General features: G+C 63.0%; 17 protein-coding genes, 2 tRNA genes and 2 pseudogenes. 9 read left to right on the forward strand and 12 right to left on the reverse strand.

Annotated features, from left to right (window positions below; all coding sequences use genetic code 11):
- Positions 1–256 precede the first annotated feature (256 nt).
- A pseudogene (locus tag H4I97_RS14350) lies at positions 257–1126 on the forward strand (SDR family oxidoreductase); the annotation flags it as partial.
- 37 nt (positions 1127–1163) lie between these two features.
- Here H4I97_RS14350 and H4I97_RS14355 read toward each other — a convergent pair.
- Positions 1164–2251, reverse strand: a protein-coding gene (locus H4I97_RS14355; protein WP_182305024.1) for an IS3 family transposase whose coding sequence is annotated in 2 segments (ribosomal slippage) — positions 1164–1990 and positions 1990–2251 — 1089 coding nt in all. Because the reading frame shifts where the segments join, the coding sequence is not laid out codon by codon here.
- 70 nt (positions 2252–2321) lie between these two features.
- Here H4I97_RS14355 and H4I97_RS14360 point away from each other — a divergent pair.
- The 5 genes and pseudogenes from H4I97_RS14360 to H4I97_RS14380 all read left to right on the forward strand — a co-directional run.
- Positions 2322–2432: pseudogene (locus H4I97_RS14360) on the forward strand (SDR family oxidoreductase); the annotation flags it as partial.
- 71 nt (positions 2433–2503) lie between these two features.
- Positions 2504–2794 (forward strand): BON domain-containing protein, encoded by a 291-nt coding sequence (locus H4I97_RS14365; protein WP_182305331.1) that lies wholly within the window; start codon positions 2504–2506, stop codon positions 2792–2794.
- A 17-nt stretch (positions 2795–2811) separates the two neighbouring features.
- Positions 2812–3507, forward strand: a complete 696-nt coding sequence (locus tag H4I97_RS14370; protein ID WP_182305332.1) for a DUF4334 domain-containing protein — start codon at positions 2812–2814, stop codon at positions 3505–3507.
- A 194-nt stretch (positions 3508–3701) separates the two neighbouring features.
- Positions 3702–5366: a type I secretion system permease/ATPase gene (locus H4I97_RS14375; protein ID WP_244658657.1), complete on the forward strand. Its 1665-nt coding sequence runs from the start codon at positions 3702–3704 to the stop codon at positions 5364–5366.
- Positions 5363–6676 (forward strand): HlyD family type I secretion periplasmic adaptor subunit, encoded by a 1314-nt coding sequence (locus H4I97_RS14380; protein WP_182305333.1) that lies wholly within the window; start codon positions 5363–5365, stop codon positions 6674–6676. Before H4I97_RS14375 ends, H4I97_RS14380 begins: the two co-directional genes overlap by 4 nt.
- Positions 6677–6800: 124 nt before the next feature.
- Here H4I97_RS14380 and H4I97_RS14385 read toward each other — a convergent pair.
- The 10 genes from H4I97_RS14385 to H4I97_RS14430 all read right to left on the reverse strand — a co-directional run bounded on the left by H4I97_RS14385 (position 6801) and on the right by H4I97_RS14430 (position 12808).
- Positions 6801–6876: transfer RNA gene (locus H4I97_RS14385), tRNA-Phe, on the reverse strand.
- Between the two features lie 189 nt (positions 6877–7065).
- Positions 7066–7278, reverse strand: coding sequence for a DNA gyrase inhibitor YacG (yacG, locus tag H4I97_RS14390; RefSeq protein WP_182305334.1), 213 nt, complete (start codon positions 7276–7278; stop codon positions 7066–7068).
- Between the two features lie 4 nt (positions 7279–7282).
- Positions 7283–7903 carry a Maf-like protein gene (locus H4I97_RS14395; RefSeq protein ID WP_182305335.1) on the reverse strand — a complete coding sequence of 207 codons (621 nt, stop codon included), beginning with the start codon at positions 7901–7903 and terminating at the stop codon, positions 7283–7285.
- A gap of 36 nt (positions 7904–7939) precedes the next feature.
- Positions 7940–8158: a translation initiation factor IF-1 gene (gene infA / locus H4I97_RS14400; protein ID WP_004435948.1), complete on the reverse strand. Its 219-nt coding sequence runs from the start codon at positions 8156–8158 to the stop codon at positions 7940–7942.
- Positions 8159–8290: 132 nt separating this feature from the next.
- Positions 8291–8755, reverse strand: a complete 465-nt coding sequence (locus H4I97_RS14405) for an arsenate-mycothiol transferase ArsC (protein ID WP_182305336.1) — start codon at positions 8753–8755, stop codon at positions 8291–8293.
- A 5-nt stretch (positions 8756–8760) separates the two neighbouring features.
- Entirely contained in the window at positions 8761–9234 is a 474-nt protein-coding gene (locus H4I97_RS14410) for a UPF0262 family protein (protein ID WP_182305337.1), read from the reverse strand.
- A 3-nt stretch (positions 9235–9237) separates the two neighbouring features.
- Complete coding sequence (gene hisD / locus H4I97_RS14415; protein ID WP_182305338.1) at positions 9238–10536, reverse strand: histidinol dehydrogenase; 1299 nt, start codon at positions 10534–10536, stop codon at positions 9238–9240.
- A 41-nt stretch (positions 10537–10577) separates the two neighbouring features.
- Positions 10578–11012, reverse strand: a complete 435-nt coding sequence (locus H4I97_RS14420; protein WP_182305339.1) for a DUF2948 family protein — start codon at positions 11010–11012, stop codon at positions 10578–10580.
- A gap of 130 nt (positions 11013–11142) precedes the next feature.
- Positions 11143–12435, reverse strand: a complete 1293-nt coding sequence (murA, locus tag H4I97_RS14425) for a UDP-N-acetylglucosamine 1-carboxyvinyltransferase (RefSeq protein ID WP_182305340.1) — start codon at positions 12433–12435, stop codon at positions 11143–11145.
- A 127-nt stretch (positions 12436–12562) separates the two neighbouring features.
- Positions 12563–12808, reverse strand: coding sequence for a hypothetical protein (locus tag H4I97_RS14430; RefSeq protein ID WP_182305341.1), 246 nt, complete (start codon positions 12806–12808; stop codon positions 12563–12565).
- Positions 12809–12964: 156 nt separating this feature from the next.
- Between H4I97_RS14430 and H4I97_RS14435 the strand changes: the two genes are divergently transcribed.
- Both H4I97_RS14435 and H4I97_RS14440 read left to right on the forward strand, forming a co-directional pair.
- A tRNA-Thr gene (locus H4I97_RS14435) sits at positions 12965–13039 on the forward strand.
- A gap of 404 nt (positions 13040–13443) precedes the next feature.
- Positions 13444–14529, forward strand: a complete 1086-nt coding sequence (locus tag H4I97_RS14440) for a DUF475 domain-containing protein (RefSeq protein ID WP_182305342.1) — start codon at positions 13444–13446, stop codon at positions 14527–14529.
- A 69-nt stretch (positions 14530–14598) separates the two neighbouring features.
- Here the strand turns inward: H4I97_RS14440 and H4I97_RS14445 are convergent, their stop codons facing one another.
- Complete coding sequence (locus H4I97_RS14445; protein ID WP_182305343.1) at positions 14599–15210, reverse strand: SH3 domain-containing protein; 612 nt, start codon at positions 15208–15210, stop codon at positions 14599–14601.
- 305 nt (positions 15211–15515) lie between these two features.
- Between H4I97_RS14445 and H4I97_RS14450 the strand changes: the two genes are divergently transcribed.
- A complete protein-coding gene (locus tag H4I97_RS14450; RefSeq protein WP_182305344.1) occupies positions 15516–16439 on the forward strand; it encodes a DUF6030 family protein in 924 nt (307 codons plus the stop codon).
- The last annotated feature ends 10 nt before the right edge of the window (positions 16440–16449 follow it).

Consider the following 16449-nt stretch of genomic DNA (forward strand, 5'->3'; position numbering starts at 1 on the left):
GGAAAAACCGCCTGCAGCCCTAGATCGTGCTGCCGACGTTCCAGGAAACGTAAGCAACACCGTACGCCATGACATCCTCGCCCTTTCTCCAGCCCCAAGTATTAGTGATAACGCACGTTCTTGCCACTGCCAACCGCCACACGGCCAAGTTTTGGAACAATTGCCTCGACCGGGCGGTTCGACCGCACAGCGAGGCGATCGTTGGACCGATTCGCCGATATCCGGAAACTCCCGACGATGAAGGAAGGGCAGAGCAATGGACGAAATCTCCGGCGACAGAACCCGCACAGCGGATGAGCAGCGTGACATCCAGAAGGAGGTAGAAAGCGCCGACGCGCGCCATGGAAAGTCGAAAGGTGGCGGCGCAGTCCAGGCAGGAGCGCGACGTTATCCGGAACCACCGTTTCCGCCACAGCACGAGCCGAAGCCCGGCATGGAGTACCGTCTCGATCCGCCGCCGATGTACGATGCTCCCTTCTACAAAGGTTCCGGCAAGCTCGACGGCATGGTCGCCGTGATCACGGGCGGCGACTCAGGGATCGGGCGGGCCGTCGCAATCCTCTTCGCCCGCGAGGGGGCCGACGTGACAATCTCGCATCTCGCCGAGGGCCGCGATGCAGATGAAACACGCCGCGCGGTCGAAGCCGAAGGGCGCCGTTGCCTCGTCAGCCGGGGGGATGTCCGCGATCCCGACTATTGCAGACAGGTGATCGAGGAAACTGTCAGGACGTTCGGCAAGGTCGACATTCTCGTCAACAACGCCGCCTTCCAGGTGCACTCGAAGACGATCGAGGATCTCTCGATCGAGCACTTCGACATGACGATCAAGACGAACCTCTACGGCTACTTCTACATGGCCAAGGCGGCCGCACCGCATCTCAAGGAAGGCTCCTCGATCATCAATACGGGCTCCGTCGTGGGACTTATGGGAAGTGCCGCACTTCTCGACTATTCCATGACAAAGGGCGGAATACATTCTTTCACGCGTGCCCTCGCCTCCAACCTGGTAAGTCGGGGCATACGCGTCAACGCGGTGGCTCCCGGTCCGGTCTGGACACCGCTCAACCCGTCCGACAAGCAGGCCGAACAGGTTTCGCAGTTCGGCTCCAAAGTGCCGATGAAACGGTAATCCTCCCCGTTTTAACGGGGTTCAGCGGTAGAATTCACGCGGCCATTTTCAGTTTCTGAGCGGGTGTGATGCCGCCAATGCCCATGTTGGGCCGTTCGTGGTTATATGTCCAAAGCCACTCTGTGGCGATCTCTTGCACCTCCGTTATGCTGTCAAAAATATACAGATCAAGCCATTCGTGCCGGACCGTTCGATTGTAGCGCTCGACATAGGCGTTCTGCTGCGGCTTGCCGGGCTGGATGTAATTCAATGCGATTCCCTGTGTTTCTGCCCATTCGATGAGCGTCGAACTGACATATTCCGGGCCGTTATCAACCCTGATCGACAGCGGCTTTCCCCGCCATTCGATGATCTGGTTGAGACTGCGCACGACCCGTTCGGCGGGTAGCGAGAAGTCGACCTCGATGCCCAGACCTTCACGGTTGAAGTCATCCAGCACATTCAAGAGCCTGAACTGGCGGCCGTCTGCCAGGCGGTCCGCCATGAAGTCCATCGACCAGACCATATTCGGCGCATCCGGCACCGCCAGTTCATCCGGCTTCTCCCGCTTCAACCGCCGACGAGGCTTGATCCTGAGGTTCAGTTCAAGCTCCCGGTAGATGCGGTAGACACGCTTATGGTTCCAGCGATGTCCCTGGACATTGCGCAGGTGAAGGTAGCACAGGCCGAAACCCCACGTCTTCTTCACCTTCACAAGCCCAAGCAACAGATCGGCGATCCGTTCGTTGTCGGCATTGCGCTGAGGGCTATACCGATAACAGGTCTCGCTGACGCCAAACGTCCTGCATGCCAGCGCTATGCTCACACCGCCTTGCGCCACTGCTTTCTCGGCCAGCTCCCGGCGCTGAGATGGCCGCGTTATTTTTTTCCGAGAGCCTCCTTCAGCAGATCGGCCTGCATGCTCAAGTCCGCATACATCCGTTTCAATCGTCGGTTCTCTTCCTCAAGAGCCTTCATCTGGCTCATCATCGAGGCGTCCATGCCGCCATACTTCGCACGCCATTTGTAAAAACTGGCGGTGCTGATGCCATGCTCCCTGCAAAGGTCAGGCACCGGCATTCCACCTTCCGCCTGGCGCAACACGGCCATGATCTGGGCTTCGCTAAATCGGCTCTTCTTCATCGAAATCTCCTCGAGCATCTTGCCGAGAAAATTCTACTTTTAAAGCCCTTTATTCACGGGGAGGATTACCAAACGTCCCGCACAACCGGAAGAGCTGGCACCGGCCTACGTCTTTCTCGCCTCGCCACAATGCTCGAGCTACATCACCGGAGAGATCCTGCCGGTCATCGGCGGCTACTGACATCGGCTGAACAAACGCGTCCGCCATGCGTTCTTCGTCAGGTGGCTCGGAAGGAAGACAGGAGGCGCGACATGGTTTTCAAACCGCAGCGTTTTTTCGGAGAGAAGCCGGAGGTGGAAATCGAATTCAGTGATCGCGAACCGCTGGAAACGGCGGTGGCGCGATTGCTCGCCGTCAGTGACGGCGTCGACGCGAGCGATATCTCGGTGACCGTCACCGGAAGTGCGGTTTTTCTCTCCGGCGGCGTCACCTGGCCGGAGGAAATCGACCGCGCGGTCGAGATCGCCCTTTCCGTTCCAGGCGTTGAAAAGGTCGATGCCGATCTCGCGGCTGAATATGCGCGCAAACCCGACGACGTCTGAGCGTCAGGGGGCGCGCTGTGACAGGCTACATACGAGTCGACGGCTGGCATCCGGCAGTGACGAGTGGAACGCAAATGCGCGAGCACGGCACTGCCGAAGCTTCTGTTGCCCCGGCAAGTAGACCGGTAGCGCCCTCCTGGCTCGTCGACTGGGAGGACCGTGCGATCTCGACACGGTTGGCGCTCGGTCATTTCGATGGTCTGGGGGCGGTGGAAGAAGCGGAAATGTTGGGCCGCTGGCACGGTCGGGACTTACCGACCGGCCATCCACTCGACGGCGTGCTCGGGGCACTTTCCTGGTTCGGCAAGGATTTCCGCTCCTGCGAAGATGTCGACCCCCTGCTCTTCCGCCGCCGGAGCGGAAAGCTCTTTGCACTCGATCCCGCCTGCATTCCCCTCCGACATGTTCAACGCCGCCCGCGGCTGTGGTTCGGCACGGTTTCCGCGGAACTCTTCCGTCGCTTCGGTCATCTCCTCGCCACCCGTCGTCCGACCGCACGGTTGCGGAGCCTCGCTTTCCGGGGCGTCGTCAGCGCGGCGATGATCTATGACTCGCTTCCGGTGATCGACTGTTTCCGGCGGATCGACGCAACACGCGTCCTCGGCCTGATGGATCTGCGTGGCATCGAACAACCGTTCTTCTTCCTTCTCCGGCGGGAGGCTGATGCCGGCGCTGCGCCGGTACGCTACGGAGACACAGGCCCCGCCATCTGAATTCCGCCCGATTTTCGCAGCATGGGGAAGAGGCATTGCCCGCGGGGGCCGCCGGAAGCCATTGCAATCTCCGCGAGATTCTGCTGAAGCTTGCCGCAGCGGACGTCAGGAATGCCGGCGATTTCCAAGAGTGCCAGGGGGATGATTTGACTGCCACATTGCGAGAGACGCGACTCCCCCTGGTTGCCGCGGCCTTGAGGCAAACCAGAGCCGCCTTCGTCGGCATCGTCGCCCTCAGTGCCGTGACCAACATCCTGATGCTCACCGGACCGCTGTTCATGATGCAGGTCTACGACCGCGTTCTGGCGAGCCGCAGCGTGCCGACGCTCGTGGCACTCTCGCTGCTCGCCGTCACGCTCTACCTGTTCCAGGCGCTGTTCGAGGTCATTCGTTCGCGGATCCTCACACAGATCGGCCAGCGGCTCGAAGAGGAGCTCGGCAGGCCCGCCTTCGACGCTGTGCTGAAGCTGCCGCTTCGGCTTTCGAAGAAGGAAAGCGTGCCGCAACCGTTGCGTGACCTCGATCAGTTGCGCGGCTTCATGAGCGGCCAAGGGCCGATCGCGATCGCCGACCTGCCGTGGCTGCCGCTGTACCTCGTCATCCTCTTTCTCTTTCATCCGTATTTCGGTTGGTTGGCCGTCGCGGGTGCCATCGTGCTGATCGTGCTGACCCTCACCAGCGAGGTGATGCTGCGGGAACCGATGCGGCTCCTGTCGCTGCTGGCGGCAAGACGCTCCGACTACCTGGAAGCCGGACGGCGCAACGCCGAGGTCCTGCAGGCGATGGGCATGCGCGAAGCCTACGCCGCCCGCTGGAACGCGACGAACGCAGACTTCATCGACAAGCAGCGACGGGCCGGCGACGTCACCAGCTCCTTCTCCGCCGCCTCCAAGATCTTCCGGCTCGCACTCCAGTCAGGCGTTCTGGCGCTCGGTGCCTGGCTTGCGATCCTCCAGCTCGCGTCTCCCGGTGCGATGATCGCCGCCTCCATCCTGACCTCGCGGGCGCTGGCGCCTATCGAGATGGTGATCGGTCAGTGGCGCGGCTTTGTGAACGCCCGTCAGGCGCGCCGCAGGCTCGAAGAGGTGCTGGAACGTCTGAAAGCCGGCGCTTCACCAATGGCGCTGCCGGCGCCAAAGCAGACGATCACGGCAGTGGCGCTCACTGCCGTCGCGCCGGGCACCACGGCGATCATCGTCCGGGACGTCGGCTTCGAGCTCAAAGCCGGCCAAGGACTCGGAATTATCGGACCCAGCGGCTCCGGCAAGTCGACGCTTGCACGCGTTCTCGTCGGCGTTTGGCCGGCGGCCCGCGGAACGGTGCGCCTCGACGGCGCCGAACTCGCCCAATGGGATCCCGAGGCGCTCGGCTCCTCGATCGGCTACCTGCCGCAGGACGTCGAGCTCTTCGACGGCACGATCGCCGAGAACATCGCCCGCTTCGCGCCGCACGCCAAACCGGAAGCGATCATCGATGCCGCGACGATGGCCGGCGCCCACAGCCTCATCCTTTCGATGCCCGACGGCTACGACACGCGCATCGGTGCCGGCGGCGCGATCCTCTCGGCCGGTCAGCGCCAGCGCATAGGACTTGCCCGCGCCCTCTACGGCATGCCTTTCCTCATCGTTCTCGACGAGCCGAATGCCAGCCTCGACGCCGAAGGGGAAGCCGCCCTCACCAATGCCATCATCGCCGCCCGCAAGGCGGGCTCGGTCGTTGTCGTCATCGCCCACCGCCCGAGCGCGCTTGCCGCCGTCGATCATGTCCTCGTGCTCAATGAAGGACGGATGGTCGCCTTCGGTCCGCGGGACGAAGTCCTGCGCAAGACCACGGTTCGCGCCGTTTCGGAGAATTCATGACAGACAGTCCGCGCAAGAGCCGGGCCTCCCGCTCCATCGCCCGTTCCATGACCGTCGCCGTTGCGGCGATCGCGGTGCTCGTCCTCGGGATCGGAGGCTGGGCCGCGACCAGCAAGCTCGCCGGCGCCGTGGTCGCACCGGGCATGGTGGTCGTCGAAGGCAACGTCAAGCTGGTGCAGCACCGCAGCGGCGGCATTGTCGGCGAAATCCGCGTCAAGAACGGCACCCGGGTCGCCGCCGGCGATCTCCTCATCCGCCTCGACGACACCATCACGCGCGCCAACCTCGCGGTCATCACCAAGCAGATCGACCAGCTGACTGCCCGCCGCATGCGGCTTGCCGCCGAACGCGACGAGGCCGCGGAGGTCATGGTGCCGGACGAGCTGAAGGCGCGGCTTTCCGAGCCGGAGGTCGCCGACTACGTGAAGGCAGAGGAGGCCTTGTTCAAGGCCCGCAAGCGCACGATCGAGGGCCAGAAGGCGCAGCTTGGCGAACGGATCGACCAGATCCGGCAGGAATCGGAAGGGCTCGTTGCCCGGCGTGCCGCCAAGGACGACGAGCTGAAACTCATCGAGGAGGAACTGGCGGGCGTCGTCCAGCTGCACGAAAAACAACTCACCCCGTTCTCGCAGGTTGCGGCGCTCCAGCGCGTGAAAGCGCAGCTTGCCGGCGAACGGGGCCAGCTCACCTCCGACATCGCGCGTGCGGCAACCCGCATCACCGAAACCGAACTGCAGATCCTGCAGCTCGATCAGGATCGGCGCGCCGAGGTGCTGACGGAACTCAGGGACATAGAGAACAAGCTCGCCGAGCTCGCCGAACAGCGGGTGGCGGCTCTCGATGAGCTGAAACGCGTGAACATTCTGGCGCCGCAGGATGGGCTCGTGCATGAGCTCGCCGTGCACACGATCGGCGGAGTGATCACACCGGGCGAGACGATCATGCAGATCGTGCCGGTGAACGACGCTCTTGTGGTCGAGGCACGCGTACGCCCCTCCGACATCGACCAGCTGCATGCCGGCCAGCAGGCGGTCCTTCGCTTCTCCGCCTTCAACCAGCGCACGACGCCCGAACTCTTCGGGACGGTCGAGACGATCGGCGCCAATCTGAGTGCGAGCAAGGAAACGGGCGAAACCTGGTACACGGTGCGCATCGACATGTCGCGGGAGGAAATCGCCAGGCTCGGGAACCTCGTCCTGCAATCGGGAATGCCGGTCGAGGCCTTCATCGAGACCGGCGAACGCACGGCACTTTCCTATCTGACGAAGCCGCTCGCCGACCAGATCGCCCGCGCCATGCGGGAGGACTGAGGCGGCAGGATATCGGTTGCGCGGGGCTGCTCCCTGAGCGTCCGGATACGCCAAGTCACTGTCGTGCGATAGCGAGGTGAAACGCCGGCACCTGATACGTCAAATTTTCATTTCTGAAGAAAAATGGTGCCCGGAGGCGGATTTGAACCACCGACACGCGGATTTTCAATCCGCTGCTCTACCAACTGAGCTATCCGGGCATCAGGCTCGTCTTGCAAGCCATCCGGTCCTTTTCAGGAACGGCGGGGGCGTTTTGTCCCCCGGAGCGAGCGCGGTTATAGCATCTTGTTCGGCCATGTCCAGCACCAATCGGCACTTTTTTGACGAGTTCGCTACAAACGCAGAAAATCAAGCAATTCTATAGGCTTCGCCGCCGAACCGGTACGGTTTTAGTCGCGGTTTTCGTCATCCGCCCGGGACTCGTCCTCGGCGACCGGGATCGCATAGCTGCCCTTGAGCCAGCGCGAAAGGTCGAGCGTGCGGCAGCGTTCCGAGCAGAAGGGATAGCTCTCACGCGTCGAGGGCCGGCCGCATTCCGGGCAGGGCCGCGCCTTGCGCAAGGGTTCGACCTTGCTTTTGCTGCCGGAGGTCTCTTCCGCCATCGCCTCAGCCCTCCTTCCAGGCCGCCTGGACGTCAAAACCCTCACCCGCCAAGAGCTGGGTGGTCTCGAAGAGCGGCAGGCCGACGACATTGGTATAGGAACCGACGAGCTTCTGCACGAAGCAGCCGGCAAGTCCCTGCACGGCATAGGCCCCCGCCTTGCCGCGCCACTCGCCGGAGGCAAGATAGGCTTCGATCTCCGCAGTCGACAACCGCTTGAAACGTACCTTGGTCTCGACGATCTTGTGGCGAACGGCACCATCGGGCGTGATGAGACAGACGCCGGTGAAAACCCAGTGACCGCGGCCGGAGAGGAGGTGCAGGCACGAGGCCGCTTCCTCGATGAATTCCGCCTTGGGAAGAATTCGACGGCCCACTGCGACTACCGTATCGGCAGCGAGGATGTAGGAACCGTCCCAGTAGAAATCGCCCTTTACCGCATCATTGGCGGCATGCGCCTTCTCGGTCGACAGCCGGCGCGCCAGCGAACGGGGATGCTCCGCTTTCTTCGGCGTTTCGTCGAGGTCCATCGGCATCAGGCGCGCAGGTTCGATGCCGGCCTGCATCAGGAGATCGACGCGGCGCGGGGAACCTGAGGCCAGTATCAGCTTCTGTGTCGGGTCCATGGGTCCTCGGGCGTCTGTCTGCGTAAAGTCGACAGCTTACTTGAAGCGGTAGGTGATGCGGCCCTTGGTGAGGTCGTAAGGGGTCATCTCGACGAGCACCTTGTCGCCGGCGAGAACGCGGATACGGTTCTTGCGCATGCGGCCGGCCGTGTGGGCGATGATCTCGTGCTCGTTTTCGAGCTTTACGCGAAAGGTGGCATTGGGCAGCAATTCGGTGACGACACCGGGGAATTCGAGGACTTCTTCTTTTGCCATGGAGGGGTTGTCTTTCTGTCTGTTGCTTCGGGTCGTCTGCGACCCTGAAATGTGCGCGGAAACTACACAATCACCGCGGTTTTGTGAACCTTGTAGATCGCGCTTTCGCAATTTGTTTCAATAGGTGCTTACTCACCGTGCTGCGGCTGCCACGAGCTCATCCTGTATTCGCCGCCCGATGCGGTCACGGACATCGCGATAGGCGGCGAGAATCTGCTCGCGCGTGCCGGTCGCGACCGTTGGGTCCGGCATCGGCCAATAGACCACCTCGACCGCCGACGAGCGCGTGAGTTCCAGAGCCGCATGATGGGCCTCGGGCGCAAGCGTGACGACGAGATCGAAGAAATCGTCCTCCAGATCGTCCAGCGTCTGTGGCTGGCGCCTGCCGAGCGAGAGGCCAATTTCCTCCAGCACCACGTCGACAAAAGGATCGCGCTCACCCGACCGCACGCCGGCAGACGCCACGTAAACACCCTGAGGCAGCACCTTTCGGGCGATCAGTTCCGCCATCGGCGAACGGATCGCGTTCATGCCGCAGATGAAGAGGATGGCGCCAGGCATCCTCAGCCCTTTGCTCGTCTCCTCCGCGCCTGTCATTGGGCTTACCCGCGCCAATAGAGGACGCAGACCAGGGTGAAGAGCCGGCGGGCCGTATCGAAATCGATCCGGATCTTGCCGGACAGCCGATCCATCAGGGTCTGCGATCCTTCGTTGTGGACGCCGCGGCGGCCCATGTCGATCGCCTCGATCTGGCTCGGGGTCGAGGAACGGATCGCCTCGTAATAGCTCTCGCAGATCATGAAGTAGTCCCGGATGATCCGCCGGAACGGTGTCAGCGAGAGTATGTGCGTTGCCACCGCCTCCTCCTTCTCCGTCTTGATGGAGAAGACGAGCTTGCTGTCGACGAGCGACAGGTAGAGCTTGTAGGGACCGCCGGGATGGCCGACCGGCTCGAAGGAATTTTCCTCGATGAGATCGAAGATGGCGACTGCCCGCTCGTGCTCGACATCGGGCGTCGAGCGCCCGATCGTTTCGTCGAGAATCACGTCGCAGAGCCGGTAGTCGCCCTTCGCCATCACTCAGCCTTCGAGATTGAGCCGGATCGCGACCGAGCGCGCGTGTGCGTCAAGCCCTTCGCTGCGGGCGAGTGTGATCGCTGCCGGCGCCAGGCTGCGCAACTGCCCCGGACCGAGCCGGAGGATCGAGGTACGCTTGACGAAGTCGAGCACGGAAAGGCCCGAGGAGAACCGTGCCGAGCGCGCGGTCGGCAGGACGTGGTTCGAACCGCCGACATAGTCGCCGATCACTTCCGGCGTGTGGCGCCCGAGGAAGATCGCACCCGCATTGCGCACCCCTGCCATCAACGCATCGGGGTCATCGACGGCGAGTTCGAGATGCTCTGCAGCAATGCGGTTCGCGAGCGGCAGCGCGGCCTTAAGGTCCGGTACCAGGATGATGGCACCGAAGTCCGCCCAACTCGCGGCGGCCGTCTCCGCGCGGGAGAGCGATTTCAGTTGCCGCTCCACGGCCGCCTCGACGGCCTTGGCGAGTGGCAGATCGTCGGTGATCAGGATCGACTGGGCTCCGCGGTCGTGCTCGGCCTGGGCGAGCAGGTCGGCGGCAAGCCAGTCCGGATCGTTGTTGGCATCGGCGATCACCAGCACCTCTGAGGGGCCGGCGATCATGTCGATGCCGACGGTCCCGAAGACCTGACGCTTGGCCGCGGCCACATAGGCATTGCCCGGGCCAACGATTTTCGCGACGGGGGCGATCGTTTCAGTACCGTAGGCAAGTGCTGCGACGGCCTGTGCGCCGCCAACGCGGTAGATCTCCGTCACCCCTGCGATCCGCGCTGCGGCAAGCACCGTCGGGTTGATGTCGCCGCCCGTCGCCGGCACCGTGATGACGATGCGCTCGACGCCGGCGACCTTCGCCGGCACGGCATTCATCAGCACCGAGCTCGGATAGCTTGCGGTGCCCCCCGGAACATAGAGGCCGACGGCCTCGATCGCCGTCCAGCGTGAACCGAGCCCGACGCCGAGCGTATCCTCGTAAATATCGTCCTTCGGCAGCTGGCGGGCGTGATGGCGTTCGATGCGTTCGGCAGCAAGTTTCAGCGCGTCCATCACTTCCGGCTCAACCTTGGCGATCGCCGCGGTGATCTCATCCTCGGTGACACGCATGCCGATGCGGGAGAAATCGACGCCGTCGAAGCGGAGCGAATACTCCGCGAGTGCAGCGTCGCCGCGCGCCCTGACGTCCTCGATGATGGCATGCACCACGTCGTTGACGTCGGCGGAGACCTCCCGCTTCGTCGTGAGGAAGGCGGCGAACCGTTCCTCGAAATCCTCGGCTCCTTGTTCAAGCCAGATTGCCACGTCCTGCTACCCCTCTCCTGGACCCGCCCTCGAGTCCGACATCAACCCGGATGACCGGGCATGCGCGTGGTTTCCCATGCCGCGCCGGTATCTGCAAGCTGTCCTTCGATACATTCGACTTCAAGGGCGATCGTGCCACCACCCGCGAGCACCAGCTCCAGGACCCCGCCCGGCCCCTCGCCCTCCTGCCGGAAGCGAACGGCGAGAAGCGAACGGACATCATCGGCCCTCGTCCGGTCCACGCCGGTCGAGCGTACCGCCTCGACCCGCTTGAAGGTCAGGATCGTCCGCCTGCGCTCGAAACTCCTGCGCTTGCGCTCGGCCTGCTCCCAGACGAAGCGGTTGGCGACCAGCGTGAACTGGCGCGTACGCGGCAGATAGGTGATGTCGCCGACCTTGAAGACTGCGTCCTGCATATGCGCCGAGATCACGGCGAGGTCGTCATTGTCGAGAGCGAGAAGCTTGAGGTCCGTCATAGCACCTATTCCCGATTGGGCCGGAAACGCTCCAGCCCTGCCATCTTCCCTTCCGACATAGGGAGCCGCAACGCAATAGGCAACGCCGGAAGCGTCACCGGAAAGCAGTTCTTATCATCGAGATTTGGTATTAGTCGCTGATGCGCTCGACGATGGCGCCGCAACGGCCGAGCTTCTCCTCCAGTCGCTCGAACCCGCGATCGAGATGATAGACGCGGGAGACGAACGTCTCGCCTTCGGCGGCGAGACCGGCGATGACCAACGACACCGAAGCACGCAGGTCCGTCGCCATGACGGGCGCGCCGCGCAGGCGGCTGACACCCTCGATCCTGGCGGTCTGACCGGAGAGCGTGATCTTGGCGCCGAGGCGGGCGAGTTCCTGCACGTGCATGAACCGGTTTTCGAAGATCGTCTCCGTGACGTGGGAGACGCCGTTCGCCCGCGTCATCAGCCCCATGAACTGCGCCTGCAGGTCCGTCGGGAAGCCGGGGAAAGGTTCGGTGACGATGTCGACCGGGCGGATATCGCTACCGTTGCGCACCACGCGGATGCCGTTCTCGACCGGAGTAACGATCGCACCGGCCCGGCGAATAGCCTCGAGCGCGGTATCGAGCAGGGCGGCTTCCGTGCCCTCCAGAACGACATCTCCGCCGGTCATCGCGACCGCCATGGCGTAGGTGCCGGTCTCGATACGGTCCGGGAGCACGCGGTGACGGGCGCCCGAAAGGGCCTGCACACCTTCGATGACGATAGTGGAGGTGCCGGCGCCGGAAATCTTCGCGCCCATGGCATTCAGGCAGGCAGCGAGATCGACGACCTCGGGTTCGCGGGCAGCGTTGTTGATGACGGTCCTGCCGCGGGCGAGCGAAGCGGCCATCAGCATGACGTGCGTCGCACCGACCGACACCTTCGGGAAGGTGTAGGTGCCGCCTACTAGGCCGCCCTTGGGCGCCCGCGCTTCCACATAACCGCCGTCGATCTCGATCATCGCCCCGAGCGCCGTGAGCCCCTCGATGAAGAGGTCGACCGGCCGCGTGCCGATCGCGCAGCCGCCGGGCAGCGAGACGCGCGCGCGACCCTCGCGAGCAAGCAGCGGACCGATGACCCAGAAGCTCGCACGCATCTTGGAGACGAGCTCGTAAGGAGCTGTCGTGTCGACGATCGTGCGGCAGGTGAAATGGATGGTGCGGGAATAGGAACCGTTCTGGTGTTCACGGCGGCCGTTGACGGAAACGTCGACGCCGTGATTGCCGAGGATACGCAGGAGAAGCTCGACGTCGGCCAGATGGGGCACGTTTTCGAGCGTCAGCGTATCGCTCGTCAGCAGCGAGGCAATGATCAGCGGCAGTGCGGCGTTCTTCGCGCCGGAAATCGGGATGACCCCATTGAGCGCGTTACCGCCGACAATCCTGATACGATCCATATGATCCTACGGGCGCCGCCCGCCTTTCTCTGGTTATTTCGGTCCCGCCTTCGCGAGAGCGTCGCTCTTTAGACGAAAAGAAGACCGCGTTCAATTCGGCCGGGCAGCCGACGCGGTCCGGCACGCACTAAACATCGTCGTTGGTCGATTTTGCGGCAGGCAAGCCTTCCGTCTCGTCGGCCGCACCTGCCCGGCGGGCGCGAAGTTGCTGCTTGCGACGGCGCAAGTTTTCCTTGAGCTTTTCGGCAGCGCGCGCCTTGCGCTCGTCCGCTCTCGGCGTTGAGGGAACGTTTGACCGGCCCGGCTCCTGCGATGGTTCGCCGACAACCGGCGTCTCGCGTCCTTCTCTCGATTCGGTGGTTTCCTTCGTCATTGCCGCTTGATAGCGGAAAACCCGAGGTTCCAAAAGGGTTCGCGCCGTATGCCCGGAAATCTTGCACGGAAGTTCGAATTTGCGGCTTGCGCTCGTCGAAAACCTGTGGCAATAGGCCCGCACGCTTCGAACGGCGCACCGCGCCCGACACTGCAAGCTGCTATAGCTCAGGGGTAGAGCACTCCCTTGGTAAGGGAGAGGCCGAGAGTTCAAATCTCTCTAGCAGCACCAGTTTTCCCAGTTCGATTCCAATATTTGCCTTGCATCCACGTTTCCGCAGGTCTGCCGAAAATGCCGCAGGTGGAATGCGCCTGCTCCATTGGCGAACAGTGCAGCAGCACCTACATTTAGGGCGACTGCGCTGAAGCCGCATCGCCTCTTGACGATCTCCGGCCGTTCAGTGGAAAACAGCGTGGTCCCGTGGCCCGGATTGCCGGTCGTCGCGGCCGAACCTCTGGTGCCGGGCCCCTCTGGCGAGAGTTTACGGCGCTCTCGTGATGTCGGTACCGCCAGCAAGATGAGCCGGCGGATTTAAAAATCATGTCGATTTCGACCATGCCGCACCCGCATGCCTGCATCGCCAGTGCGTGCCTCGGGCAACACATATTTGATCTTCACTGCGGGAGGGCAAGCCGATGAACGCGTCGTCCTCCGAAAAGGGAATGCTCGACTATTTCAAGTGGGCTTTCATCGTAACGATCGTCGGCCTCATGCTCGGCGGTTGGCTCGGCTGGCAATCCTCCGGCACGATCGGCGGAATGGCGACGGTCTTTTTCATCTGCGCCGTGCTCGCGGTGCTGGAGATATCGCTTTCCTTCGACAACGCAATCGTCAACGCCAACAAGCTCAAGGATATGACACCGGTCTGGCAACATCGCTTCCTGACCTGGGGTATCGTGATCGCCGTCTTCGGCATGCGCATCGTATTCCCGCTGGCGATCGTCGTCATTGCCGCGGACCTCGGACCGATCGAAGCCTTCCTCCTCGCCGCACGCGAGCCGGCCGAATATGCGCGCATCATGAACGACGCGCATCTACCGATCGCCGCCTTCGGCGGCACCTTCCTGATGATGGTGGGCCTCACCTACTTCTTCGACCACGAGAAGAACGTGCATTGGATCGACGTCATCGAGAAGCACATGGCGCGCTCGGCAACGATCAAGGGCATCGAGATCGGCCTCGTTCTCTTGATGATCCTGCTCTTCTCCTATCTGCTCGAAGGGGCGGAGGCAGTCACTTTCGTCTACTCGGCGATCTACGGCCTCGTCACCTTTCTGGCCGTCGAAGTGATCGGCGGCCTTCTCGACGCCTCACAGCGGACGATGACGGAAGCGGCGAAGGGTGGCCTCGGCGCGTTCATCTATCTGGAAGTTCTGGACGCGAGTTTCTCGTTCGACGGCGTCATCGGCGCCTTCGCGCTCTCACAGAACCTCTTCGTCATCGCGATCGGCCTCGGCATCGGCGCGATGTATGTCCGCTCGATGACGATCATGCTGGTCGAAAAGGGCACGCTCGCCGAATATCGCTACCTGGAGCACGGCGCGTTCTACGCGATCCTGATCCTCTCCGTGATCATGTACTGCCAGACCATGCTGCACATCCCGGAAGTCATCACCGGGCTCGGCGGTGCGGGGCTTATCGGCATCTCGCTGTGGTCATCGATCCGTTACAACCGGGTCGAGCGCCTGCGCGAACGTGAAGCGGTCGCGGAAAACATCTGACGTCTGTTCGCGAATTGCGGCCGCTCTCGCGGGGCGGCCGTCCTCCCAATGATCCTCGGCAGAGAGCGCTCAGCCGCAAGCATTACGCGCGTAGACCTTGCGCTCGTCCTGCTTCAAAACCCAGCCGCGATAGCTCTTCATCTTGACCTCGCACCAGACGGTCGTGCCGTTCTGTTCGACACAGCCAACGATATCGAGGCATTGCCCTGCCTCGACCCGTCCGAGAACGGCACCCTCCGTGCCGGGCATGGCGCGGACATTCATGCGGGTCACCATGTGGATCGAGGTGATACCGGCCGCGACGTCGGGCGCGCCGATGTCGTTCGGCTGGGCGCAACCGCCTCCCGCGTAGGGCAGGCACCCGGCCTTGCCAGCGGCGGGTTCACGCGTGAGTTCCGGCTGCGGTTCGGCCACATCGGAGTGCACGACCTGCAGGGTCTCGCCATCCAACGTCATGCCGACATAGATGCCGGGCTGCTCCTTGTCGGCACGCGCGACCTGTTCGAGACCGGACGCCGTGGAATAGAAGATGATGGTGCCGTCGCCATTGTTCTTCGAGTATCCGGAGATCACCTTGAGATTCTCAGGGCAGGCATAATCGTGTTGCGTGACTGCGAAGATGCCCTCGGCCACCGGATCCTGACCGAAGGAGATGTGGCAGGATCCCTTCGGAGATGTCACGCTCCATAGCTCGGAAGCGCCCGCCGGACCGGACAAGGCAAGACAAAGAAGACCGGCGGCAGCCGGAAAGAGGCATGACATCCGCATGGAGACAATCCTTCGTGGGTTACGATCCGGGTTGCCTATGGATGCCCTATCCGGCGGTCAATGTCGGATAGCGGCGAGGGTCGTATTGGCCCAAACTTGGCCTTTCCCGGCGAGACCGTTAACCACCGTCGACACCGCAACGCACGGCTGCAGGAGAGATATAGGCCAAGCGCCCGTTTCCGTGCCATAAACGGCCCGAACCGAAAAAGAAGATCCGCATGCGGCACCGCAACAGACGACGCACAAGCCGGAAAGAGGTCGGCATAAAACCTGCGCGCCCCAGGCGGAACAGCCATGTCCTCTTCGGTCTCCTCATCGTCGTTCTTTCGGCGGTCGTCGCAACCTTCCTGCTGGCGAACGACATGTACCATCTGCGGTCGCTGGCGCGGCGCTACGGACTGGACCGGCTGTTTGCGGAGCCGTCGGGGACCGAGGCGCCCGTCGCGCTCAAGGGACGACGGCTCGAACCCGTGCCGGTGGAAATCCCCCGATACTTCTTTACCGATTTCATCGAACCCGCGGCGGGCGCCTTCGTCCGCGAAATCCGCGTCCGCGGACCGGCTCTATGCAAGGAGCTGAACCGCGCCGGACTCAAGAATCCCGGTTGGCAGCCCAGCGAATATGATCGCCGGACGTCAGAGTGCCTGTCGGAAACACGATTTGCGGCCGCCGGCACCGACACCGACGGCGGGGAGGCCTCGCTCTTCTTCATCGCCAAAGGCACGCCGCAGGGAGAGGTCCGTTCGGTCCGCATGAAACTCGTCGCCCCGGCCGGCATGCCGGGAGAAACGGCACAGGCGTGGCTCGTCGAGACCTTGTCGAAGATCATCGACCGCACCACCTGGAGCGACTTTGCGCCGGCGACCGATGCGGCGCGACAACTCGCCGACTATTCCGCGGTACACTTCGGAATCTCGGTCGAGTTCAGCCGCGACTTCGTGATCACGAACGGCTATAATTTCATCCTCGCGCCGGACGGCCGAAACCCGCTCGTCCGACGGACACGCGCCTATTTCTCTCCGGACGGATGGCTACCGCTCAAGACCGGCGAACCGCGACTGCCGGCCGCCGTCATCCGGCACTGGCGAATGCCGGAGGCAGGTGCCGGGAAGACGGCACGCGCCACCGCATCGCCGCCGTAAAAGCCGGCAT

Origin of the sequence: Ciceribacter thiooxidans, from assembly GCF_014126615.1 — a bacterium.
Lineage (GTDB): Bacteria > Pseudomonadota > Alphaproteobacteria > Rhizobiales > Rhizobiaceae > Allorhizobium > Allorhizobium thiooxidans.

Bases quoted from the DNA above. Each gene is read 5' to 3' on its own strand.
- H4I97_RS14365 (WP_182305331.1), top strand. From the start codon at position 2,504: ATGGTTTTCAAACCGCAGCGTTTTTTCGGAGAGAAGCCGGAGGTGGAA.
- H4I97_RS14380 (WP_182305333.1), top strand. From the start codon at position 5,363: ATGACAGACAGTCCGCGCAAGAGCCGGGCCTCCCGCTCCATCGCCCGT.
- yacG (WP_182305334.1), bottom strand. From the start codon at position 7,278: ATGGCGGAAGAGACCTCCGGCAGCAAAAGCAAGGTCGAACCCTTGCGC.
- H4I97_RS14395 (WP_182305335.1), bottom strand. From the start codon at position 7,903: ATGGACCCGACACAGAAGCTGATACTGGCCTCAGGTTCCCCGCGCCGC.
- infA (WP_004435948.1), bottom strand. From the start codon at position 8,158: ATGGCAAAAGAAGAAGTCCTCGAATTCCCCGGTGTCGTCACCGAATTG.
- H4I97_RS14405 (WP_182305336.1), bottom strand. From the start codon at position 8,755: ATGACAGGCGCGGAGGAGACGAGCAAAGGGCTGAGGATGCCTGGCGCC.
- H4I97_RS14410 (WP_182305337.1), bottom strand. From the start codon at position 9,234: ATGGCGAAGGGCGACTACCGGCTCTGCGACGTGATTCTCGACGAAACG.
- H4I97_RS14420 (WP_182305339.1), bottom strand. From the start codon at position 11,012: ATGACGGACCTCAAGCTTCTCGCTCTCGACAATGACGACCTCGCCGTG.
- murA (WP_182305340.1), bottom strand. From the start codon at position 12,435: ATGGATCGTATCAGGATTGTCGGCGGTAACGCGCTCAATGGGGTCATC.
- H4I97_RS14430 (WP_182305341.1), bottom strand. From the start codon at position 12,808: ATGACGAAGGAAACCACCGAATCGAGAGAAGGACGCGAGACGCCGGTT.
- H4I97_RS14440 (WP_182305342.1), top strand. From the start codon at position 13,444: ATGAACGCGTCGTCCTCCGAAAAGGGAATGCTCGACTATTTCAAGTGG.
- H4I97_RS14450 (WP_182305344.1), top strand. From the start codon at position 15,516: ATGCGGCACCGCAACAGACGACGCACAAGCCGGAAAGAGGTCGGCATA.